Below are 20,845 nucleotides of genomic sequence, written 5' to 3' on the forward strand. Positions count from 1 at the left end.
GCCCCAGTCGTAAGGAAGCGGGTGAATACCCAACACGTTCGACGGCGCGCACCCGGCGCCTCAACAAGGTGAACAATTTGCCGGTGAACTCAGTCACAATTCGAATCGTGCCGAATAGGGTTGACCACGCAATTACTTGGCTATCTGCACTACGGTGATGTAAATAGAGGCATGCCTCCCGGACCCTATGGCTGGGACAATTTTGGTTCTTACCCCGACGCAGGAGGATACGGGATGAGCAAAGTGGGTCGCCGGACATACAGGTGGTCATTGTTGGTGGCTGTCTTGAGCCTGCTCGGCCTGAGTCTGCTCGCTCCGCCAGCACCCGCGCACGCAGCACCATACAAAGAATTCCCCTTCCCCATGGTGCCGCTCGACCCGATCGCCGCGGTCGCGCAGGTGGGCCCGCAATTGGTCAACATCAACACCAAGCTGGGCTACAACAATGCGGTGGGTGCCGGGACGGGCATCATCATCGATCCCAACGGTGTCGTCCTGACCAACAATCACGTGATCTCTGGCGCCACCGACATCAGCGCGTTCAGTGTCGGCGACGGCCGAACCTACGGCGTCGACGTGGTGGGTTACGACCGCACCGCCGACATCGCGGTGCTGCAACTGCGCGGTGCCGCAGGACTGCCCGCCGCCGCGATCGGTGGTGGCGTCAGCGTCGGTGACCCGGTCGTGGCCCTCGGCAACGCCGGCGGCCAGGGCGGCACGCCACGTGCGGTGGCCGGCCGGGTCGTCGCGGTCGGGCAGACTGTACAAGCGTCCGACGCCCTCACCGGGGCCGCGGAGACGCTGAACAACCTGATCCAGGTCGACGCCGCGATCCAGCCCGGTGATTCGGGTGGGCCCATCGTCAACAGCGCCGGGCAGGTCGTCGGAATCAACACGGCTGCGACCGAGAACTTCCTGTTGCAGGGCGGCCAGGGCTTCGCCATCCCGATCGGAACGGCGATGGGTGTGGCCAACCAGATCCGCAGCGGTGGCGGCTCGCCGACCGTGCACGTCGGCCCAACGGCATTCCTCGGACTCGGTGTCGTCGACAACAACGGCAACGGCGCTCGGGTGCAACGCGTGGTGGGCAGCGCTCCTGCCGCGTCGATCGGCATCTCGGTGGGCGACGTGATCACCGCGATTGACGGCGTGCCGATCAACTCGGCGACCGCCATGTCAGACGCGCTCACCCCGCATCACCCCGGGGACACCGTCTCGATCAGCTTCACCACACGAGCCGGCGTGCAGCGCACCGAACACGTGACCCTTGCCGAGGGGCCGCCGGCCTGATACGGGCGCGCGAGGCCAATTCGTTTGGCACGAACCATGATTGGTCTCGCGTGATTCCGTGACACCCGCGTCGGGTACCCGTGGCATCGTGGAATTGATGAACGACGAGAGAGACGGCGCCAGGCACGGTCCCGCGCACCATCCCGCCGAGGGCAGTCACGTCGAAGACGGGGTGGTCGAACATCCCGAGGCCAAGGACTTTGGCAACGCCACCGCATTGCCGGCCGACCCGACCTGGTTCAAGCACGCGGTTTTCTACGAAGTGCTGGTCCGAGCGTTTTTCGACTCGAACGCCGACGGTTCCGGCGACCTGCGCGGTCTGATCGACCGCCTGGACTATCTGCAGTGGCTCGGCGTGGACTGCCTCTGGTTGCCGCCGTTCTACGACTCGCCGTTGCGCGACGGCGGTTACGACATCCGCGACTTCTACAAGGTGCTGCCCGAATTCGGCACGGTGGAGGATTTCGTCGCGCTGGTCGACGAGGCTCACCAGCGCGGGATCCGGGTGATCACCGATCTGGTCATGAATCACACGTCGGAATCGCATCCGTGGTTTCAGGAGTCGCGACGCGACCCCGACGGGCCCTACGGCGACTTCTACGTGTGGAGCGACACCAGCCAGAAGTACTCCGACGCCCGGATCATCTTCGTCGACACCGAAGAGTCGAACTGGACCTTCGACCCGGTTCGGCGCCAGTTCTATTGGCACCGGTTCTTCTCTCACCAACCGGACCTGAACTACGACAACCCGGCCGTGCAGGAAGCGATGATCGACGTTTTGCGCTTCTGGCTCGGCCTGGGTATCGACGGTTTCCGGCTGGACGCGGTGCCGTACCTGTTCGAGCGTGAGGGCACCAACTGCGAGAACCTGCCCGAAACGCACGCCTTCCTCAAGCGCTGCCGCAAAGTGGTCGACGACGAATTCCCGGGCCGGGTGCTCCTGGCCGAGGCGAACCAGTGGCCCGCCGATGTCGTCGAGTACTTCGGCGACCCCAGCACCGGCGGCGACGAATGCCACATGGCCTTCCACTTCCCGCTGATGCCCCGCATCTTCATGGCGGTCCGCCGGGAATCGCGTTTTCCGATCTCGGAGATCCTGGCCCAGACCCCGGATATCCCGGAGATGGCTCAGTGGGGCATCTTCCTGCGCAACCACGACGAGCTGACCCTCGAAATGGTCAGCGACGAGGAACGCGACTACATGTACGCCGAGTACGCCAAGGACCCGCGGATGAAGGCGAACGTGGGCATCCGTCGGCGTCTGGCGCCTCTGCTGGAGAACGACTTCAACCAGATGCGGTTGTTCAACGCGCTGCTGTTGTCGTTACCCGGTTCGCCGGTGCTGTACTACGGCGACGAGATCGGGATGGGCGACGTCATCTGGCTGGGTGACCGGGACGGGGTGCGCACGCCGATGCAATGGACACCGGACCGCAACGCCGGGTTCTCCACGGCCAACCCCGGTCGCCTGTACCTGCCGACCAGCCAGGACCCGGTGTACGGGTACCAGGCCGTCAACGTCGAAGCCCAACGTGACACATCAACGTCGCTGCTCAACTGGACCCGGACCATGCTTTCGGTGCGCCGCCGTCACCCCGCGTTCGCGGTCGGGACTTTCCAGGAACTGGGCGGGTCCAACCCGTCGGTCCTGGCTTATGTGCGGGAAGCGCGCGGCGAGGACGGCGGCGAGGGGGACGTGGTGCTCTGCGTGAACAATCTGTCGCGGTTCCCCCAGCCCATCGAACTGAACCTGCAGCAGTGGAACGGCTACACGCCGGTCGAATTGACCGGGCAGGTGCTGTTTCCCCGCATCGGGCACTTGCCTTATCTGCTGACACTTCCAGGACACGGGTTCTATTGGTTCCGGTTGTCCAACTCCGAGGAGGAACTATGACGACCGGCGCCGGCGACGATGCAGAGCAAAGCAATGAGGAGGAGCGGCGCAATATGACCCCGTCGGCCCAGCTGCCATGGTCGGATTGGCTGCCACAACAGCGGTGGTACGCCGGGCGCAACCGCGAACTGGCTACCGCCGTACCCGTGACGAACGTGCCGTTGCGGGACGGCCTCGACCTGGTGTTAGTCGATGTGACGTACACGGACGGCTTCACCGAGCGCTACCAGGTGATCGTGGGATGGGATTCCGAACCGGTCTCCGAATACAGCACATTGGCCACCATCGGCGCCGCCGACAGCCACACCGCGTTCGATGCACTCTATGACCCGTCGGCGCCTCAATTCCTGCTCTCGCTGATCGACGGGGAGGAAGTGCGCAGGTCGTCGGACGTGGAGGTGGTGTTCACCAAGGAGCCGGACGTCGCGCTGCCGCGAGACGCCTTTCCGCGCGTCTCGGAGGCCGAGCAGAGCAACACCAGCGTGATCTTCGACCGCCCCCCGGCGGCGATCTTCAAGGTGTTCCGCCGGGTCAGCCCCGGGATCAATCCCGATATTGAGCTCAACCGGGTGCTCGGGCGCGCCGGCAATCCGCACGTGGCAAAACTCCTGGGCTCTTACGAGATCGCGGGCGAGGACCCGGACTCGTCCTCCCCGCTGGGCATGGTGACCGAGTTCGCCGCCAACGCGGCCGAGGGTTGGGCGATGGCGACCGCCAGCGTCCGTGACCTCTTCGCTGAGGGCGACTTGTACGCCCACGAAGTTGGCGGCGACTTCGCCGGTGAGTCCTATCGGCTAGGCGAGGCGGTCGCCTCCGTGCATGCCACCCTGGCGGAGAACCTGGGTACCGCGGAAGCGACCTTTCCGGTCGACCAGGTGCTGGCCCGGCTGGCGTCCGCCGTTGCGACGGTGCCGGAGTTGCAGGAGTACGCGGCGACGATCGAGGAACGGTTCGCCAAACTGCACGACGAGACCATCACAGTGCAGCGAATTCATGGCGATCTGCACCTTGGACAGGTGTTGCGGGTTCCGGAGGGCTGGCTGCTGATCGACTTCGAAGGCGAGCCAGGCCAACCCCTGGAAGAGCGGCGGGCGCCGGATTCGCCATTGCGCGACGTCGCCGGTGTGTTGCGTTCCTTCGAATACGCCGCCTACAGCCCGTTGGTGGAGCACGGGGAGGACAAGCAGCTTGCCGCGCGCGCCCGCGAATGGGTCGAGCGCAACCGGACCGCATTCTGCGACGGCTACGCCGCCGCCTCTGGGGTGGACCCGCGCGATTCGTCGTTGCTGCTATCCGCGTACGAACTCGACAAGGCGGTCTACGAGACGGGCTACGAATCGCGGCACCGGCCCACCTGGTTACCCATCCCGATGCGGTCGATCGCCCGCCTGACCGCCTAACCGCTTGCCGCTTGCCACCGCTTGCCGGAAAAGAACATCGGCAGCAGCGCTGGCCGTTGCGCTGCTGCCGATGCTGGCTGGGTTGGCTAACCGGTTCCGATCAGGTGGCCGGCGCAGGCATCGCCGGGATCCCCGCGGCCGGCGCGGCCGGTGCGGGTGCCGGTGCCGGCAGGGCGTTGATCACCTGCAGGATGTCGGGCTTCATCGCCATCAACTGCTGGTTCCAGTAGTTCCACGAGTGGGTGCCGTTGTTCGGGAAGTTGAACACCCCGTTCCGTCCACCCGAGGCCGCGTAGGTGTCGCGGAAGGACTGGTTGGTGCGCAACGTGAGACCCTCGAGGAACTTGGCCGGCATGTTGTCGCCGCCAAGGTCGCTGGGGGTGCCGTTACCGCAGTACACCCAGATGCGGGTGTTGTTGGCCACCAGGCGCGGAATCTGGACCATCGGGTCGTTGCGCCGCCAAGCCGGGTCGCTGGACGGGCCCCACATGCTGTTGGCGTTGTAGCCACCAGAGTCGTTCATCGCCAGGCCGATCAGGGTGGGCCACCATCCCTCGGACGGGTTGAGGAACCCCGACAGCGACGCGGCGTACGGGAACTGCTGGGGGTAGTAGGCGGCCAGGATCAACGCCGAACCGCCCGACATCGAAAGGCCCACCGCCGCATTGCCGAACGGCGTCACACCCTTGTTGGCCTGCAACCAGGTGGGCATCTCGCGGGTCAGGAAGGTCTCCCACTTGTAGGTGTAGTTCTGGCCGTTGCTTTGCGAGGGCTGGTACCAGTCGCTGTAGAAGCTGGACTGGCCGCCGACGGGCATGATCACCGACAGGCCGGACTGGTAGAACTCCTCAAACGCCGGCGTGTTGATGTCCCAACCGTTGAAATCGTCCTGGGCGCGCAGGCCGTCGAGCAGGTACACCGAGTGTGGCCCGCCGCCCTGGAACTGAACCTTGATGTCGCGGCCCATCGACGGTGACGGGATTGACAGGTACTCCACTGGCAATCCCGGCCGGGAGAAGGCGCTTGCGGTTGCGGTGCCGCCGACGACAGCGATGAGGCCGCTAAGCAGGGCCGCCCCCAGGGCCGCGATAGCCAGCCGCTGCGAGATGGTTCCCGCTGCGCAACGCACCTTCCGCACTTCTTCGAAGAACGACATAGCTCCCTACCCATCCCAACTTTCATCGGCCGCAGGATTGCGGTCGAATCCCTTCTGGGGGAGTGAAACACAGGGGCGGGGCGCGGCTCGCGTGTCACGGCCGGAGCAATAGGTAGCGGTTGGCTAACGTTTCGGCGTCACGCCGGCATCGTCACGGTTAGGTCACGATTACCTTGCGTTTCAACATATTTGGTGCCGTCAGGCGACCAGGCGGCGCAATACCTTTGACGCTGTGGCGATTCCGATGATCGGTGCCACCAGCAACACGACAACGTCCACCGCATGGAAGGGCGTGCCGATCAGCAGCGCGCGCAACACGTCGACCTCGTAGCTCAGCGGGTTTACCGTGCTGAGCGTGTGCAACCAGGCGGGCATCACGTCCACCGGGTACAGCGAATTGGAGGCGAAGAACAGCGGCATCGTGATGGCCTGGCCGATGCCCATCAGGCGGTCTCGGTTGCGGACCAATCCGGCGAGCGTCATCGATAGACAGGCGAAGAACGCGGCACCGAGCACGACGACGGCCATGGCGGCCACGATCCGCAGCGGGTTGATGGTCAGGGCGATGCCCATCAGGTATGCCAACCCCAGCACACCCACTACCTGCGCGACGGAGCGCACACCGGCGGCGAATGCCTTGCCGGTGATCAGCGCCGAAGCCGGCGCCGGGGTCACCATCAGCTTCGCCAGGATGCCGGCGTCGCGGTCCCAAATGATCTGTATGCCATAGAAAATGGAGATGAACAGCGCCGACTGGGCGATGATGCCCGGCGCCAGGAACGCGAGATAGGACACCGACCCGGTGTCGATCACCTGCAGGTGGCTGAACGTCGTCCCGAAGATCAACAACCACAGCGCGGGCTGCACCATGCGGGTGACGAGTTCGGTTCGGTCGTGTTGGAGCTTCTGCAGTTCGACGATCGCGAAAGCGACGACGCGTCCCAGCGTCGCCCAGACCCGTTGTAGTCCGTGCGGTGCCGCGACCAGGTTCGGTGCCACGGCACTGGTGGTATTTGCGGCGTTGATTGTCCGGTCAACCGACATTGCGTTCAGCCTCTCTGCCGGACGATATCTCCGCGGACGAGTAGTGCCGGAACACGTCCTCGAGCGTGGCGTCCGGCGACACTGTCGACTTCAATTCCTCCGGCGTCCCCACCGCCTGCAAGGCACCCCGATGCATCAGCGCGACGCGGTCGCACAGCACGTCGGCTTCCTCCATGTAATGGGTGGTCAGCAGCACGGTCATGCCGTATTGGGCCTGCATGTTCTTCACCTGTGTCCAGACGCCGTCCCGCGCGATCGGATCCAGCCCGACCGTCGGTTCGTCGAGGATCAACAGCGACGGCCGGTTGACCAGGGCCTGGGCCACTTCCAATCGGCGCACCATGCCGCCGGAGTAGGAGGAAGCCACTCGGTTGGCTACGTCCAGTAGATCCATCGCGGCCAGCGCCTGATCGACGCGTTCCCTCCGTTCTGCCCGGGGCACGCCGTACAGCCGCGCGAACCATTCCACGTTCTGCCGACCCGTCAGTGCCGTCTCGATCGAAAGTTGTTGCGGCACGTAGCCAAGGTTGTTTCTGATGTCGATCGTCTGCCGCCGCGCATCCAGGCCGAAGATGCGCAGCTCGCCGTCCTGAACGGGCGCCAGGGTGGTGAGTACGCGCACCACGGTCGTCTTGCCTGCGCCGTTGGGCCCGAGCAGGCCCATGGTTTCACCGGGGAGTACCTGGAACGTCACGTCGTCGACGGCGGTGTGCTGGCCGTAGCGGTAGGTTAGGTGCGCGCAGTCGATCGCCATTGGCGTGTTCATTTGCCTGGCTCCCGGAGCATTCTGGTCATCTCTTCGAGGACCTCCAATCCCTGTCCCAATACCCGGCGCTGCTCGTCGTCAAGCTTGTCGAGCAATTCGGACAGCACCGCTCGCCGCGCCGCGGCCGTGGCGTCCATGGCGTGCTGGGCGGAATCGGTGAGCCGCAACCGGCAGACGCGTCGGTCGCTGTCGTCGACCTCGCGCAACAGGAAGCCGTCCCGGACCAGCTTGGTGACCAGGGTGGATGCGGTGTTGGGTACCAATCCCAGCTCGGCGGCCGCGAGGCTGACCGATATTCCCGGCCGGTGCGACACCAGCCGCAACAACTCGGCCTGCGATTCCGACAGCCGACCCGGCGCGTATCCGGTGCCGGCCGCACGGCGCAGTTGCCGACGGAACCGGCCCAGGACCCGCGGTACGTCGGCGGAGAGGTCGGTGCGAGTGCTCACCCGACTACAATACCTCTGTAGTCGAGCTATCTATTGATCTTGTGTAGAACTACGCTGCTCAGCGCGTTATTTTCGGCGGTCGCGGTCATGTAGGTGCAGTGCGGTTGGCGCCGACGATCGGTCGGCGACCCCGGATTGAGCAGCCGCAGCCCCGTCGGCGTCGTGGTGTCCCAGGGGATGTGGCTGTGCCCGAAGACCAGGACATCGGTGTCCGGGTAGCGGCGGGACATGCGTGCCTCGCGGCCGGCCGTGGCTCCGGTCTCGTGGACGACGGTGAAGCGCAGTCCTTCGAGGGTGGCGTCGGCTTGCTCCGGCAACCGGGCGCGCAATTCGGGACCGTCGTTGTTTCCCCAGCACGCGATGAGCCGGGCCGCCCTGGCTTCCAGCTGGTCGAGCAGCTGGGGCGTGACCCAATCCCCGGCGTGTATGACCACGTCGGTTTTGGCGACCTCATCCCAGACCTGCGCAGGCAGGTCACGGGCACGCTTGGGGACATGGGTATCGGCAATCAGCAGCAGCCTCACGAGTCCTATGCTTACCCGTCATGCGCACCTTTGAGTCAGTAGCCGAACTCACCGCCGCCGCGGGGGAGACCATCGGGCAGAGCGACTGGGTGACCATCACCCAGGAAGAGGTCAATTTGTTCGCCGATGCGACCGGTGATCACCAGTGGATCCACGTCGACCCGGAGCGAGCGAAAGACGGGCCCTTCGGCACGACCATCGCCCACGGCTTCATGACCCTGTCGCTGTTGCCGCGACTGCAGCACGACATCTACACCGTCAAGGGCATCAAGCTGGCAATCAACTACGGGCTCAACAAGGTTCGCTTCCCGGCGCCGGTTCCGGTGGGCTCGCGGGTCCGTGCCACGAGCAAGCTGGTCAATGTCGACGACCTCGGTAACGGCACCGTCCAGGCAACGATGTCGACCACCATCGAGGTCGAGGGTTCGGAGAAGCCGGCCTGCGTGGCCGAGAGCGTCGTTCGCTACATCTCCTGACCGCGAGCAGACACAAACTCGTACTCAGACAGGCATTTTCGTACGAGTTTGCGTCTGCTCGCGGGTATTGGGGGGTGTTGGCGGTCAGAACTCGGCGATGGCGTGTTCCAGGCGCTCGGCGAGCAGCGCCTCGGCCGCGGCGCGTCGGGTCGGGATGTGCTGAGACGGGAAAGGCGTTGTCACCGGCTCGTATTCACGCAGCGTGCGGCGGGCGACCGTCATCTTGTGCAACTCGGTGGCACCATCGGCGATGCCGAGTGACTCGGCACCGATCAGCATCTTGACGAACGGCATCTCGTCGGAAACGCCGAGCGCGCCGTGCAAGTGCAGCGCTCGTTGCGCCACGTCGTGCAGCACCTGCGGCATCGCGACCTTCACCGCGGCGATGTCGCGGCGCACCTTCTGGTAGTCGTGGTGCTTGTCGATCAGCCAGGCCGTGCGCAGCACCAGCAGCCGGAACTGCTCGATCTGGATCCAGCTGTCGGCGATCTTCTCCTGAGTCATCTGGAAATCGGCCAGCCGACCGTGCCGGGTCTTGCGCGACACCGCACGTTCGCACATCATGTCAAAAGCTTTGCGCGCCAGTGAAATTGTGCGCATTGCGTGGTGGATGCGGCCGCCGCCGAGACGCGTCTGCGCGATCGCGAATGCTTGGCCCTCACCGCCGAGCACGTGGTCCGCCGGTACCCGGACGTCGTTGTAGCGGACGTATCCGTGGCTGGCGCGCTTGGAGGATTCCCCACCTACGCCGACGTTGCGGACGATTTCGATGCCCGGCGTCTCGGCCGGCACGATGAACAACGACATCCGGTCGTAGGTCCGGGACTCCGGATTCGTGACGGCCATGACGATGAAGAACGATGCGTGCTTGGCGTTGGTGGAAAACCATTTCTCGCCGTTGATCACCCAGTCGTCGCCATCGCGGCGCGCGGCAGTGACGAACATCCCGGGGTCAGACCCGCCCTGGGGTTCGGTCATCGAGTAGCAGGAGGTGATCTCGCCGTCCAGCAGCGGCTGCAGGTAGCGGGCCTTCTGCTCGTCGGTGCCGAACAACGCCAGAATCTCGGCATTGCCCGAGTCGGGTGCCTGGCACCCGAACACCGACGGCGCCCACCGCGACCGCCCGAGGATCTCGTTGAGCAGGGCGAGTTTCACCTGGCCAAAGCCCTGGCCGCCGAGTTCGGGCGTCAGGTGCGCGGCCCACAGGCCCTGGTCCTTGACCTGCTGCTGCAACGGCCGCAGGATCGCCATCATCTCGGCGTTCTTCTTGTCGTAAGGATCGAGAGCCACCAGATCAAGCGGCTCGAGTTCCTCGACCATGAATTTTTCGACCCAGTCCAGCTTCGCCTGGTATTCCGGGTCCGTTTCGAAGTCCCACACGTCTGAGCAACCGTTCCCCGGCGCCACGTCGCACCGGCTCGTTGATGGGGTCCCCCCATCGTAAGGTCCTCATCCGCACCTACCCGTAGTTACCCTAAGTAGTAGTCGGGGTCGGGCCGATTTGACTGAGGACGCTGATTTGAGGGTGTTCCTGACCGGAGGTACCGGCGCTATCGGCGGCTACGCGGTTCCCGCGCTGGTCGCCGCCCGGCACGAGGTGACCGCGCTGGCCCGTGGCGAGGCCAAGGCCGCGGCGCTGCGCGCGCAAGGTGCGACGCCGGTGGCGGTGTCACTGTTCGACCGTAAGGCGCTGGCGGAGGCGTTCGCCGGTCACGACGTCGTGGTGAACCTGGCGACGGCGCTGCCGCCGCCGGCCAGTTTCATCCGCAAATCGGCGTGGCGCGAGTGCGAACGAATACGCACCGAAGGCTCGGCGGCCGTGGTCGACGCGGCGCTGGACGCGGGTGTGCGGCGGGTGGTGCAGGAATCGGTGGTGATGATCTACCGGGACGCCGGCGACCGCTGGATCACCGAGGATGCGCCGGTTGACCACTACCCGATCGCGGCCGGAAACCATGCCGCCGAAGCGAATAACCGTCGATTCGGCGCGGCGGGCGGCACGGCTGTGGTGCTCAGGTTTGGGTTGTTCTACGGGCGGGGTGCTGCGCACAGCGAGCAGATCGTGGCGATGGCGCGCCGACATATCGGATTCGTCGGCGGCCGTGCCGATTCCTACATGTCCTCGATCCATCTCGCCGATGCCGCGTCCGCCGTCGTCGCCGCGCTCGAGTGTCCCGGCGGTACCTACAACGTCGTCGACGACGAGCCGGTCACCAAGCGCGACAACGCCGCAGCGCTCGCGGCCGCCGTCGGCGTCAAGCCGTGGATTGTCGTCCCGGGGCGGTCGGCGCTGTTGCTGGGCGATCGCCTTACCTCGTTGACCCGCTCACTACGGGTGAGCAACAACAGGTTTCGAACTGCGACGGACTGGCGGCCCAAATACCCGAGCGTCCGCGAGGGCTACCCGTCCATGATCGGAGCCTGAAGCGCGTCAACGCAGCTTGGGAAACACCTCACTGCGGTAGAAATCGATGGCCGCAATCGGGTTCTCCTGCGCGAAGTGTAGGAACGGCACCGCCCCGGCGTCGAGAACCGATTGCACCGCTCTGATGTGCGTGGCTGGGTCGGTACCGACAGCCCAGTTCGCAAGCACGTTGTCGATCGGATTCGATTCAGCGGCGCGCTGAATTTCGACCGGATTCGGCTGATCCACCGCCCCAGCGGTGAAGCGCCACAGAGACGCGGCGTGTTTGGCCACGATGCTGTCGCCGACGACGGCGAACAGTTCGGCGCGCTTACCAAGGCCGGCGGGGTCGCGACCGGCTTGTTGTGCGCCAATAGTGAAGGCGGTGACCAATTTCGAGTCTTTGATGTCGCGGGCCTGCGCGATCCATCCGTCGCCGTACCGGCCTGCCAGGGCGGCGCTCCTGGGTCCGCCGGCCGCGACGAAGATCGGCGGTGGCGCAGCCGGTAAATCGTAGAGCTTGAGCGAATTGGTCTGAAAGTAACGACCGTTGAACGAAATTCGCTCGCCGCTCCACAACTGTCGGACTAGCTCGATGGCCTCGACAAGACGGTCGTGGCGCTCTTCATAGTTGCCGTAGGTGTCGGTGGCGGCTTGTTCGTTGAGTCGTTCTCCGGTGCCCAAACCCAGGAAAACCCGACCGGGACTGAGGATGGCCAGCGAGGCGAAAGCCTGGGCGACCGTGGCCGGGTGATAACGGTAGGTCGGGCAGGTCACCCCGGTTCCGAAGGCAATGCGACTGGTGCTGTTGCCCACCAATGCCAACGTCAGCCACGGAAACATCGAATGGCCTTCGTTGTCCTGCCAGGGCTGGAGGTGGTCACTGGCCCACGCATATTGGAAGCCGGCATCTTCGGCGGCCTTGGCCTGCACCACCAGTTTGTCGGTGCGAAATTGCTCATGGGACAACACAATTCCCACGCCTTTGGCTGGGGAGGGCGGTGGGTGACTGCTGGGGGAGTCGTCGCGAGCACACGCGGCCAGACCTCCCGCGCCGAGGGCGCCGATACCGGCCGCCAGCTGTCCCAGGGTTCGTCTCGAAATGCCCGTCATCGGGCTCGAATACCCGCCGAGTATTGCGTCACACCTGGACTAGCCTCGGGGGCATGACGCCGCAAGCACGCCCTGCCCGAAAAGCCGACCTGCGCGCGCTATCGCGAACCCTGGGGCGGGCTTTCTACGACGACCCGGTGTCGTTATGGCTGCTGCCCAACGAAAAGACCCGCACCGCGCATCTGGGCAGGCTGTTCGGCGCGATGACCCGCCACCACCACTTGCCCCTCGGTGGTGTCGAGGTGGCATGCGACGGGCCGGATATCGGTGCGGCGGCACTGTGGGACCCGCCGAACCAGTGGCAGGAGTCGCGTCGAGCCGAGTGGGCGATGGTGCCGTCCTTCCTGCGCATATTCCGCCTGCGGGTCGCCATGGGACGGGAAATACAGGCGGCGATGAGGCGGGTCCATCCCGAAGAGCCGCATTGGTATCTGGCGACGATCGGCAGCGATCCGGACGTGCGCGGCAAGGGGTACGGACAGGTCCTCATGCGATCCCGGCTCGAGCGTTGCGATGCCGAATATTGCCCGGCCTATCTCGAGTCGAGCAAACCCGAAAATGTGCCGTACTACGAGCGTTTCGGCTTCACCGTTACCGGCGAGATCAAGCTGCCCAACGGCGGCCCCACGCTGTGGTCCATGTGGCGCGAGCCGCGCTGAGCGCGGCCGTATCGAAGCGGTATCAGACAGCGGCATCGAGGTTGGGGCGTTTGGCCGCCCGATCCAGCGGGCAACCGTGGCCCTATGGCTGATTCCGAGCTAGTTGACCCTGCGGACTTTCCCGAAGAGGGCGGACCCGGCGACACCCTGAATCAGGAAGAGTCCACCGACCCCGACGAGCTTCGCAACGACGACGGCGACATCGTCGTCGATCCACCCGAGGACTGGACCGCGGCCGACGGCCCGGGAATGACGGCACGTGAAGAACGGGAAGGCGAATCGCTGGACGACCGCCTCGCCGCAGAGGAACCTGACGTCCTCAGTGGTGCCGCAAGTACGCCGGAAGAAGACGTTCCCGGCCGGATCCACCGGGGTCAGGTGTCCGGCGCTCCGGAAGACGGCGAGTCCTTCTACCAGGTCGTCGAGTAGTGGTCGAGTAGTTAGGGACTGCTTTTCCAGTTGGCCACGCCGATCGCGATCATCCGCAACTGCTTGATCGCGATGCGCCGGATCTCTTCGAGCGCCTCGGCGCTCTGGGCGTCCTCGATCGCCTCCGCGATGACGATCATCGCGTTGACGAACAGCGTCGCCAGCACGTTGAGGTCCTCGGTGCTCCATTCGTTCAGGCCAGGGAAGCGCGCCAGGTCGGTGGCCAGTTCGGAGGTGATCAACCGGATCTCGGTGCGGATGGCGTAACGCAACACGCTGAGTCCGCTGGAGCGTTCCCGGCCGATCAGCCGCCAGTGCTCACGGCGTTCGGCGACACTGCCGACCAGGATGTCGACGGAGGACTCGATCACTCGATTCGGGTCGAGCTTGCCGGCCCGCGCGCCGCGCAACGTGTCCCGCAGGATGCGGAACGACTCGTCGATCATGACAAGGCCGAGGGCCTCCATCGACTCGAAGTGACGGTAGAACGCCGCGGGCACGATGCCGGCCTCCCGGGTGACCTCGCGCAGGCTCAGGCCGCTGAAACTGCGGTCCTGAAGCAACTTGAGCGCGGCGGCGATGATGGCGCGCCGCGTCGCCTCTTTGCGTTCCTCCCGAGACGGACTCTCCCGCGTACGTTCGCGGGACGATCGCCGCGGACGTGAGCTAGGCGTACGATCGTTCACTGTGTGAACCCTACCACAGACCAGCTAAAAATCCTTGACGACCTGCGGCGTCGCCACGCATGGTGTACATATGTTCACTCAAACTTTGAAGCAGCGGATCCTGGGTTCCAACCTAGTCGATCTGCTCACCGGTCCCCACGGGGTCGACCGTTACACCGAGCTGGTGGAGCCCACCTGGACCATGGGTCAGGCCCGCGCCAAGGTCGTTGACGTCCGGCGCACCACCCCACGCAGCGTGACGCTGACGCTGGCTCCGAACCGCGCCTTCACCGCCGCCCGCACGTTCAAGGCCGGGCAGTACGTCAACCTCGCTGTCGAGATCGACGGCCGCCGGCACGTGCGGTGCTACTCCCCGGCCAATGCCCAAGGCAGCGCACACCTCGAGCTGACGATCGGCGTCCACGACGGCGGACTGGTCTCGACCTACCTCTACGAGCAGGCTCGTGTCGGCATGGTGGTGGGCCTCGACGGCGTCGGCGGCGACTTCGTACTGCCGACCGAGCGACCGCGGCGGATTCTCTTCGTCTCCGGCGGCAGCGGCATCACTCCCGTCATGTCGATGCTGCGCACGCTGGTCGCCGAGCGGCATCCGGGCGAGATCGCGTTCGTGCACTACGCCCGCACCGAGGCGGAGGCGAACTACCGCGACGAGCTGGCCGGCATGCCTGGCGTGCGCGTGCTGCGCGGCTACACCCGGTCCGATTCCGGAGACCTGGTTGGCCGCTTCGGCCCGGACCACCTGGCGGCCGCCATGCCGTCGCCCGACATGGTGTTCGTCTGCGGACCCACCAGTTTGGTCGAGGCGGTCCGGCAGAACTGTGAAAACGTGTTCACCGAAAGTTTCGTGCCTCCGGTGTTCGAGCCGCCGGCCAATCCCACGGGTGGTCGAGTGACGTTCGCGGACAGCAAGGTTGACGTCGTCGACGACGGTCGCTCGTTGCTGGAACAGGCCGAAGCGGCCGGTTTGACGCCGGAGAGCGGCTGCCGCATGGGCATCTGCCACACCTGCACGCGACGCAAGACCTCAGGGACCGTTCGCAACCTCGTCACCGGTGCGGTGTCGACGGTCCCGGACGACAAAGTGCAGATCTGCGTGTCCGTCCCGTGCGGTGACGTCGAGATCGCGCTCTGAGACCCCGAGCAGCCCCAAAAACTTTCAGGAGGGAAAACCATGACAAAGAACAAGATCACCCTGACCAAAGAGCAGGCCGACGCGTTCGGCCGCGAGCTCGACGCCATCAGGGACCGGGTGATGGCCGACCTCGGCGCCGAAGACGCCGAGTACATCCGCCGCGTCATCAAGACCCAGCGCGCGCTGGAAGTCGGCGGTCGCGCACTGCTGTTCCTGCCGCCGTTCTGGCTGTTCGGCACCGGCATGCTGGGCATCGCGAAGATCCTGGACAACATGGAGATCGGCCACAACATCATGCACGGTCAGTACGACTGGATGCGTGACCCGACGATCTCCGGCCGGGACTTCGAGTGGGACACCGCGTGCCCGGCCGACCAATGGCGGCACTCGCACAACTACATGCACCACACCCACACCAACATCGTGGGAATGGACCGTGACATCGGCTACGGCATCATCCGGATGAGCGAGGACCAGCCCTGGGAGAAGTACTACCTGGGGAACCCGATATACGCATTCCTGCTGATGGTGTTGTTCCAGTACGGTGTTGCGCTGCACGAACTGGAAACCGAGCGGCTCCGCGCCCACGAGATCAAGCTGCGCGACAAGCGCGACACCTTGAAAGAGATCTGGAAGAAGACCCGTCGGCAGACGCTCAAGGACTACGTCGCCTTCCCGCTGCTGGCAGGCCCGTTCGCGCCCTTCGTCTTCACCGGCAATCTCACCGCCAACCTGATGCGCAACGTGTGGTCGTACATGATCATCTTCTGCGGCCACTTCCCGGACGGCACACAGGAATTCACCGTCGAGGAGACTCAGGACGAGTCCCGCGGCCAGTGGTACTTCCGCCAGGTGCTGGGTTCGGCGAACCTGACCGGAGGCAAGACGTTCCACCTGCTGTCGGGCAACCTGTCGCACCAGATCGAGCACCACCTGTTCCCCGACATGCCGGCCCGGCGATACGCCGAGATCGCGCCCGAGGTGCAGGAGATCTGCGAGCGCTACGGCATCCCCTACAACAAGGGCCCGCTGCTCAAGCAGTTCGGCACCGTCGTCCGCAAGATCGTCCGGCTCTCGTTCCCTGACTCGCTGCGGCCGTCGGCCCGCGCCGAGAAGGCCAGCACGGAACTCGTCGCCGCTTAATCGGCGGCGTCATCGAGACCGCGCCCAGGGTGTGTCATTTCGGCATCGGGTCACCCTGGACGCGGTCTCGATTCGTTTGTCGGGGGGACAATGAACCTGTGGAATGGACCGGCGCGCGCTACGCGGACAACCCGACGGTGGAAGCCTCGACATGGATCGACGCTGAACCGCTGAGAGTGTGGAGCCTGGTCTCGGACATCGAGCTGATGCCGACCCTGAGTAGCGAACTGCAGTCGGTCGAGTGGGTCGAGGGCGCCACCGGACCCAAGCTCGGCGCCCGCTTCGTCGGGCACAACAGTCACGATGCGTTCGGCGAATGGAGCACCACCTCCCAGGTCGTGGCTTGTGACCAGCCGCGCGAGTTCGCCTGGGCGGTCGGTAATCCCGAATACCCCTCGGCGACATGGCGATTCGTGCTGACCCCGCGGGACGGCGGTACGGTCTTGACCTACTGGATGCAGATGGGCCCGGGTCGGTCGGGTTTGTCGATGGCGATTGACGCAATGCCCGACAAGGAACAAAAGATCGTCTTCGTGCGGCTGCGGGAGTTCGAGACCGCGATCGGCATGACCCTGGCGTCCATCAAGAGGCTCGCCGAGCACGGGGTGCGTTGATGCGGACCGCGACGACGGTCGAACTGTCAACGGGCGCTGGGGAAGTGGTCGAGTTCGCGGTCGAAGCCGAAAAGCTGGGTCTGGACGTGTGCTGGGTCGCCGAGGCCTGGGGTACGGATGCGCCGTCGGCACTGGGCTACATCGCGGCGCGGACCAGTCGCATGCTGCTGGGTTCGGGCGTCCTGCAGGTCGGCACCCGATCCCCGGTTGCCGTCGCGCAGACCGCGATCACGCTGTCCAACCTGTCGTCCGGCCGTTTCCTGCTCGGACTGGGCGCCTCCGGGCCGCAGGTGATCGAGGGCCTGCACGGGGTGTCGTTCGCGCGGCCGCTGGCGCGCGTCGCCGAAACCGTCGAGATCGTCCGACAGGTGTTCGCCGGCGGCAAGATCTCGTATTCCGGCAAGGAGTTCCAGATTCCGCGGCCCGGCGGGGAGGCCAAGCCGATGCGGTTGTCGACGCGGCCGGAACACGCCATCCCCATCTACCTGGCCACCCTGTCACCCGCGATGCTGCGACTGACCGGCAAGATCGCCGACGGCTGGCTGGGCACCAGCTTTGTTCCCGAGGGCGCCGGCAACGCCTATTTCGCGCACCTAGACGAGGGCCTCGCGGCCGCTGGACGAACCCGCGCCGACATCGACGTCTGCCAGGGCGCCGAAGTCGCGTTCGCCTCCGACGGGGACGAACTGCGCACCATGGTTGCCGCGCGGAAGTCGGAACTGGCGTTCAGTCTCGGCGGGATGGGCTCGGCCAGTACGAATTTCTACAACCAGGCCTACAGCCGACAGGGTTGGGCCGAGGTGGCCGATTTGGTGCGACAGCGTTGGCAAAGCGGCAACCGGGATGGTGCCGCGGCGTTGGTGACCGACGAAATGGTGCTGGCCACAACGCTTATCGGCACCGAGGAGATGGTCCGGACACGCCTCGCGACGTGGCGAGACGCGGGGGTGGACACGGTGCGCCTGTATCCGGCGGGCGACACGCTCGACGCCAAACTCGCGACGCTGGGCCGGGCCATTGAACTCGTGCGTCAAACGTGAACTCCTGCCGAGCAGACGCAAACTCGTACGTTTCGGGCCCGAAACGTACGAGTTTGCGTCTGCTCGCGGGCTAAGTTGCGCTGGTCGGCGCGTCCGAGGCCTTGACGAGTTGCACCTCGGGGCGTCCGGGAACCTCGTCGGCCAGGAACCACCGGAACGCGAGGTTGCCGCGCGGATAGCCCAGCGTCGACAGCGAATTCGGGTGGGCGGTTATCTGGTTCGACAGCACGACCGTGACGGACCCATCGCTGTTGGGTGCCGCGCTGTGGTTGTTGAGCGAGGAGCGGGCGGCGGGATCCTGCGGGTCGCCGTAGGTGGCCATGAACTGGTTCCACACCACCAGGTTCCAGAACCTGCACGACGGCGGCCGGTGCGTGATGACCAACGCTTCGTCGTCCTCAAGCACAAAGCTGCCGTAGCAGTAGCAGGCGTCGCGTGCCGACCAGCCGAAGTTGGCGTCGGGCACCTGGTAAGGCTCGGCGAATTGGTTTGCGGTATGAGCGATTTCGTGTCCCAGCCCGTGCTGATCGTCGGCGCGCGCGCCGACCGGTAGCGGCACGATGGCAAACATCATCCGCACCCAGGCGGCGGCGGCTCGCAGCCTGGCGGCCGTCTCGGCGTCGCCGTGGCGGATCGGCTCCGGGTCGTCGAGTGCCTCGATGTTCCAGGCGATCGGCCGCCCGGTCAGCGGATGCGCCTGGTAGTCGCGGGTCATCAACACGGCCGCGTCGGGCGTCGGCGGAAATTCGAACGAGAAGTTGCCATCGGCGTCGATGTCCAGATCGGTGTCTCGCACGATCGCAACGATGCGATCCGACCACGCGCCCGGCGCCGGCTCGTTGTAGGCAGTGACCGAAAAGTACACGCTGTCGCCCTTGTTGCCGCTGATCCGGTACCGCCGCTTCGGATCCACCGGGCACATGAAGTAGTACGCATCGGTGTTGTCGCCGCCCCAGCGACGGTCGCGGCGAAACGGGGTATTCACCGCGACGAACTGCGGCCGACCCGGTTCAGGGAACAGGTACGTGTCGAACGCGACGCCCAATGTGGTGGCGAGCATGCGGTAGCCGTCGGCGATGTGGCGGTCATCGGTCACCGCGCGGTCGCCCTCGAGGAAGGAGCGGTCGAGGTCGCCGAGGGTGGCCAGCAACTCCTGCCATGCGGCCGTCGATTCGTGCGTCATGCGCTGATTCCTTAGGGTTGTAGGGGTCTGGGATTGGATGTCCTGGATGCTCAGGACGGTGGGGTGTGGCTAATGCGTTGTTGCAACGGTTGTTGCTTGAAAGGAATGGCCGCCCCGCCGTTTTGGACGGTCCTGGCCACTGATTGAGATCTGACGCGTGATTGATGACGCTGCTCTAAGGACCTGTTGGCGGGGTTGTCCTTGGGGACTGCAACGTCAGGAGTAGCGGTATGGCCGAAACGGACCGGGTGTGGGTGGGTATCGATGTTGGTAAGTCCACGCATCATGCGTGCGCGATCGATCACGCCGGAAACGTGGCGTGGTCGAAGAAGATCCCAAACGAACAGGCTGCGATCGAAGCGTTGATCGCTCTGGCCGGTGGGACTGCTCACCGGGTGGTGTGGGGGATTGATTTGACCTCGCCGCCGGCGGCGCTGCTGATCGCCACGCTGCTGAGCTCCAAAGCTGCGGTGGTGTATGTGCCGGGCCGCACGGTCAATACGATGAGTCACGCGTTCCGCGGTGAAGGCAAGACCGACGCCAAAGACGCTCGCGTGATCGCCGAAACCGCTCGGCTGCGACGAGATCTGTCCCCGGTCGTACCCGGCGACGACCTGGTGGCCGAATTGCGGTCGCTGACTGCATACCGCTCGGATCTGATGGCTGACTGGGTGCGTGGCGTAAACCGGCTGCGTTCGATGCTCACCGCCATCTTCCCTGCCCTGGAAGCCGCCTTCGACTACTCGACCCGCGCTCCGTTGATCCTGGTGTCCAATATGTGCACCCCAGCTGAAATCCGGTTGGCGAAAAGAACTGGAGTGATTAAGCACCTTCGGAAACGCCAGGCGTGGCCCACCGGAATCGAGGTGATCGCTGACAAGGCCGTCGCTGCCGCAGCAGGGCAGACGATCACCCTTCCCGGCGAAGCCGGAACCGCCGGGCTCATCAAACAGCTCGCAGCGCGGCTGCTGGATCTGGATCGCCAGATCAAGGACATTGACAAGCAGATCACCAAGAAATTCCGTGAGCATCCCAGCGCCGCCATCATCGAGTCGATGCCCGGTATGGGACCACATCTGGGTGCCGAGTTCATTGTGATCACCGGCGGCAACATGGCCGCGTTCACCAACGCGGGCCGGCTGGCATCGTTCGCCGGATTGGTGCCCGTGCCCCGAGATTCGGGGCGTATCACTGGCAATCTGCACCGACCCAAGCGCTACAACCGCCGGTTGCGCCGCGTGTTCTACCTCGCGGCACTGTCCAGCCTCAAGATCGAAGGCCCCTCGCGAGCTTTCTACGATCGCAAGAGATCCGAGAACCGTATCCACACCCAGGCCCTGCTTGCCCTGGCACGCCGCCATGTCGATGTTTTGTGGGCACTGCTGCGCGAGAACCGAACCTGGCAACCCCAGCAACCCTCGGCCGCGGCCGCCTGACCCACTC

General features: G+C 65.2%; 21 protein-coding genes. 12 read left to right on the forward strand and 9 right to left on the reverse strand.

All coding sequences use genetic code 11. The features are described from left to right. The first annotated feature begins 234 nt into the window (after positions 1-234). From G6N68_RS29315 to G6N68_RS29325, 3 genes are all read left to right on the forward strand, one after another. Positions 235-1,290, forward strand: coding sequence for a S1C family serine protease (locus G6N68_RS29315; RefSeq protein ID WP_163719653.1), 1,056 nt, complete (start codon positions 235-237; stop codon positions 1,288-1,290). 97 nt (positions 1,291-1,387) lie between these two features. Next, complete coding sequence (gene treS / locus G6N68_RS29320) at positions 1,388-3,184, forward strand: maltose alpha-D-glucosyltransferase (RefSeq protein ID WP_163719654.1); 1,797 nt, start codon at positions 1,388-1,390, stop codon at positions 3,182-3,184. A 53-nt stretch (positions 3,185-3,237) separates the two neighbouring features. After that, a complete protein-coding gene (locus G6N68_RS29325) occupies positions 3,238-4,584 on the forward strand; it encodes a maltokinase N-terminal cap-like domain-containing protein (RefSeq protein WP_163720066.1) in 1,347 nt (448 codons plus the stop codon). Between the two features lie 100 nt (positions 4,585-4,684). Here G6N68_RS29325 and ag85C read toward each other — a convergent pair whose 3' ends face one another. From ag85C to G6N68_RS29350, 5 genes are all read right to left on the reverse strand, one after another. Then, positions 4,685-5,740: a diacylglycerol acyltransferase/mycolyltransferase Ag85C gene (ag85C, locus tag G6N68_RS29330; protein WP_163719655.1), complete on the reverse strand. Its 1,056-nt coding sequence runs from the start codon at positions 5,738-5,740 to the stop codon at positions 4,685-4,687. A 198-nt stretch (positions 5,741-5,938) separates the two neighbouring features. Then, positions 5,939-6,784 (reverse strand): ABC transporter permease, encoded by an 846-nt coding sequence (locus G6N68_RS29335; RefSeq protein ID WP_163719657.1) that lies wholly within the window; start codon positions 6,782-6,784, stop codon positions 5,939-5,941. Next, positions 6,774-7,550, reverse strand: coding sequence for an ATP-binding cassette domain-containing protein (locus G6N68_RS29340; protein WP_163719659.1), 777 nt, complete (start codon positions 7,548-7,550; stop codon positions 6,774-6,776). The genes G6N68_RS29335 and G6N68_RS29340 overlap by 11 nt, the downstream gene beginning before the upstream one ends. Then, a complete protein-coding gene (locus G6N68_RS29345) occupies positions 7,547-7,999 on the reverse strand; it encodes a MarR family winged helix-turn-helix transcriptional regulator (protein ID WP_163719661.1) in 453 nt (150 codons plus the stop codon). The genes G6N68_RS29340 and G6N68_RS29345 overlap by 4 nt, the downstream gene beginning before the upstream one ends. Positions 8,000-8,025: 26 nt before the next feature. After that, the gene (locus G6N68_RS29350) at positions 8,026-8,523 is read right to left on the reverse strand and encodes a metallophosphoesterase family protein (RefSeq protein WP_163719663.1); all 498 of its coding nucleotides are present in this window, start codon (positions 8,521-8,523) and stop codon (positions 8,026-8,028) included. 20 nt (positions 8,524-8,543) lie between these two features. On the opposite strand from G6N68_RS29350, the gene G6N68_RS29355 reads away from it, so the two are divergent. Continuing rightward, a complete protein-coding gene (locus G6N68_RS29355) occupies positions 8,544-8,999 on the forward strand; it encodes a MaoC family dehydratase (protein ID WP_163719665.1) in 456 nt (151 codons plus the stop codon). 84 nt (positions 9,000-9,083) lie between these two features. Here G6N68_RS29355 and G6N68_RS29360 read toward each other — a convergent pair whose 3' ends face one another. Further along, positions 9,084-10,379 carry an acyl-CoA dehydrogenase family protein gene (locus tag G6N68_RS29360; RefSeq protein ID WP_163719667.1) on the reverse strand — a complete coding sequence of 432 codons (1,296 nt, stop codon included), beginning with the start codon at positions 10,377-10,379 and terminating at the stop codon, positions 9,084-9,086. Between the two features lie 139 nt (positions 10,380-10,518). On the opposite strand from G6N68_RS29360, the gene G6N68_RS29365 reads away from it, so the two are divergent. Further along, positions 10,519-11,424, forward strand: coding sequence for an NAD-dependent epimerase/dehydratase family protein (locus G6N68_RS29365; RefSeq protein ID WP_163719669.1), 906 nt, complete (start codon positions 10,519-10,521; stop codon positions 11,422-11,424). Between the two features lie 6 nt (positions 11,425-11,430). Here G6N68_RS29365 and G6N68_RS29370 read toward each other — a convergent pair whose 3' ends face one another. After that, positions 11,431-12,516 (reverse strand): F420-dependent hydroxymycolic acid dehydrogenase, encoded by a 1,086-nt coding sequence (locus tag G6N68_RS29370; protein WP_163719670.1) that lies wholly within the window; start codon positions 12,514-12,516, stop codon positions 11,431-11,433. Positions 12,517-12,569: 53 nt separating this feature from the next. Between G6N68_RS29370 and G6N68_RS29375 the strand changes: the two genes are divergently transcribed. Next, entirely contained in the window at positions 12,570-13,175 is a 606-nt protein-coding gene (locus tag G6N68_RS29375) for a GNAT family N-acetyltransferase (protein ID WP_163719672.1), read from the forward strand. An 84-nt stretch (positions 13,176-13,259) separates the two neighbouring features. Then, the gene (locus G6N68_RS29380) at positions 13,260-13,604 is read left to right on the forward strand and encodes a hypothetical protein (RefSeq protein WP_163719675.1); all 345 of its coding nucleotides are present in this window, start codon (positions 13,260-13,262) and stop codon (positions 13,602-13,604) included. 11 nt (positions 13,605-13,615) lie between these two features. On the opposite strand, the gene G6N68_RS29385 is transcribed toward G6N68_RS29380, so the two are convergent. After that, positions 13,616-14,290, reverse strand: coding sequence for a TetR family transcriptional regulator (locus G6N68_RS29385; protein ID WP_163719677.1), 675 nt, complete (start codon positions 14,288-14,290; stop codon positions 13,616-13,618). 70 nt (positions 14,291-14,360) lie between these two features. On the opposite strand from G6N68_RS29385, the gene G6N68_RS29390 reads away from it, so the two are divergent. The 4 genes from G6N68_RS29390 (at position 14,361) to G6N68_RS29405 (ending at position 18,219) form a co-directional block, all read left to right on the forward strand. Beyond that, positions 14,361-15,422 (forward strand): ferredoxin reductase, encoded by a 1,062-nt coding sequence (locus tag G6N68_RS29390; RefSeq protein ID WP_163719678.1) that lies wholly within the window; start codon positions 14,361-14,363, stop codon positions 15,420-15,422. A gap of 39 nt (positions 15,423-15,461) precedes the next feature. Beyond that, positions 15,462-16,565, forward strand: a complete 1,104-nt coding sequence (locus tag G6N68_RS29395; RefSeq protein ID WP_163719680.1) for a fatty acid desaturase family protein — start codon at positions 15,462-15,464, stop codon at positions 16,563-16,565. A gap of 98 nt (positions 16,566-16,663) precedes the next feature. Next, positions 16,664-17,179, forward strand: coding sequence for an SRPBCC family protein (locus G6N68_RS29400; protein ID WP_163719682.1), 516 nt, complete (start codon positions 16,664-16,666; stop codon positions 17,177-17,179). Beyond that, positions 17,179-18,219 (forward strand): LLM class flavin-dependent oxidoreductase, encoded by a 1,041-nt coding sequence (locus G6N68_RS29405; protein WP_163719683.1) that lies wholly within the window; start codon positions 17,179-17,181, stop codon positions 18,217-18,219. Before G6N68_RS29400 ends, G6N68_RS29405 begins: the two co-directional genes overlap by 1 nt. A gap of 70 nt (positions 18,220-18,289) precedes the next feature. Here the strand turns inward: G6N68_RS29405 and G6N68_RS29410 are convergent, their stop codons facing one another. Further along, entirely contained in the window at positions 18,290-19,402 is a 1,113-nt protein-coding gene (locus tag G6N68_RS29410) for a DUF1214 domain-containing protein (protein ID WP_163719685.1), read from the reverse strand. Positions 19,403-19,632: 230 nt separating this feature from the next. Between G6N68_RS29410 and G6N68_RS29415 the strand changes: the two genes are divergently transcribed. Further along, on the forward strand, positions 19,633-20,838 hold the full coding sequence (locus G6N68_RS29415) for an IS110 family RNA-guided transposase (RefSeq protein WP_163719686.1): 1,206 nt from the start codon (positions 19,633-19,635) through the stop codon (positions 20,836-20,838). The last annotated feature ends 7 nt before the right edge of the window (positions 20,839-20,845 follow it).

The sequence above is a fragment of the Mycobacterium bourgelatii genome (assembly GCF_010723575.1).
Taxonomy (GTDB): domain Bacteria; phylum Actinomycetota; class Actinomycetes; order Mycobacteriales; family Mycobacteriaceae; genus Mycobacterium; species Mycobacterium bourgelatii.

Excerpts from the sequence above, each read along its gene's own strand:
- G6N68_RS29315 (WP_163719653.1), top strand. The coding sequence starts at position 235 with ATGAGCAAAGTGGGTCGCCGGACATACAGGTGGTCATTGTTGGTGGCT.
- treS (WP_163719654.1), top strand. The coding sequence starts at position 1,388 with ATGAACGACGAGAGAGACGGCGCCAGGCACGGTCCCGCGCACCATCCC.
- G6N68_RS29325 (WP_163720066.1), top strand. The coding sequence starts at position 3,238 with ATGACCCCGTCGGCCCAGCTGCCATGGTCGGATTGGCTGCCACAACAG.
- ag85C (WP_163719655.1), bottom strand. The coding sequence starts at position 5,740 with ATGTCGTTCTTCGAAGAAGTGCGGAAGGTGCGTTGCGCAGCGGGAACC.
- G6N68_RS29335 (WP_163719657.1), bottom strand. The coding sequence starts at position 6,784 with ATGTCGGTTGACCGGACAATCAACGCCGCAAATACCACCAGTGCCGTG.
- G6N68_RS29340 (WP_163719659.1), bottom strand. The coding sequence starts at position 7,550 with ATGAACACGCCAATGGCGATCGACTGCGCGCACCTAACCTACCGCTAC.
- G6N68_RS29355 (WP_163719665.1), top strand. The coding sequence starts at position 8,544 with ATGCGCACCTTTGAGTCAGTAGCCGAACTCACCGCCGCCGCGGGGGAG.
- G6N68_RS29370 (WP_163719670.1), bottom strand. The coding sequence starts at position 12,516 with ATGACGGGCATTTCGAGACGAACCCTGGGACAGCTGGCGGCCGGTATC.
- G6N68_RS29375 (WP_163719672.1), top strand. The coding sequence starts at position 12,570 with ATGACGCCGCAAGCACGCCCTGCCCGAAAAGCCGACCTGCGCGCGCTA.
- G6N68_RS29380 (WP_163719675.1), top strand. The coding sequence starts at position 13,260 with ATGGCTGATTCCGAGCTAGTTGACCCTGCGGACTTTCCCGAAGAGGGC.
- G6N68_RS29390 (WP_163719678.1), top strand. The coding sequence starts at position 14,361 with ATGTTCACTCAAACTTTGAAGCAGCGGATCCTGGGTTCCAACCTAGTC.
- G6N68_RS29395 (WP_163719680.1), top strand. The coding sequence starts at position 15,462 with ATGACAAAGAACAAGATCACCCTGACCAAAGAGCAGGCCGACGCGTTC.
- G6N68_RS29405 (WP_163719683.1), top strand. The coding sequence starts at position 17,179 with ATGCGGACCGCGACGACGGTCGAACTGTCAACGGGCGCTGGGGAAGTG.
- G6N68_RS29410 (WP_163719685.1), bottom strand. The coding sequence starts at position 19,402 with ATGACGCACGAATCGACGGCCGCATGGCAGGAGTTGCTGGCCACCCTC.
- G6N68_RS29415 (WP_163719686.1), top strand. The coding sequence starts at position 19,633 with ATGGCCGAAACGGACCGGGTGTGGGTGGGTATCGATGTTGGTAAGTCC.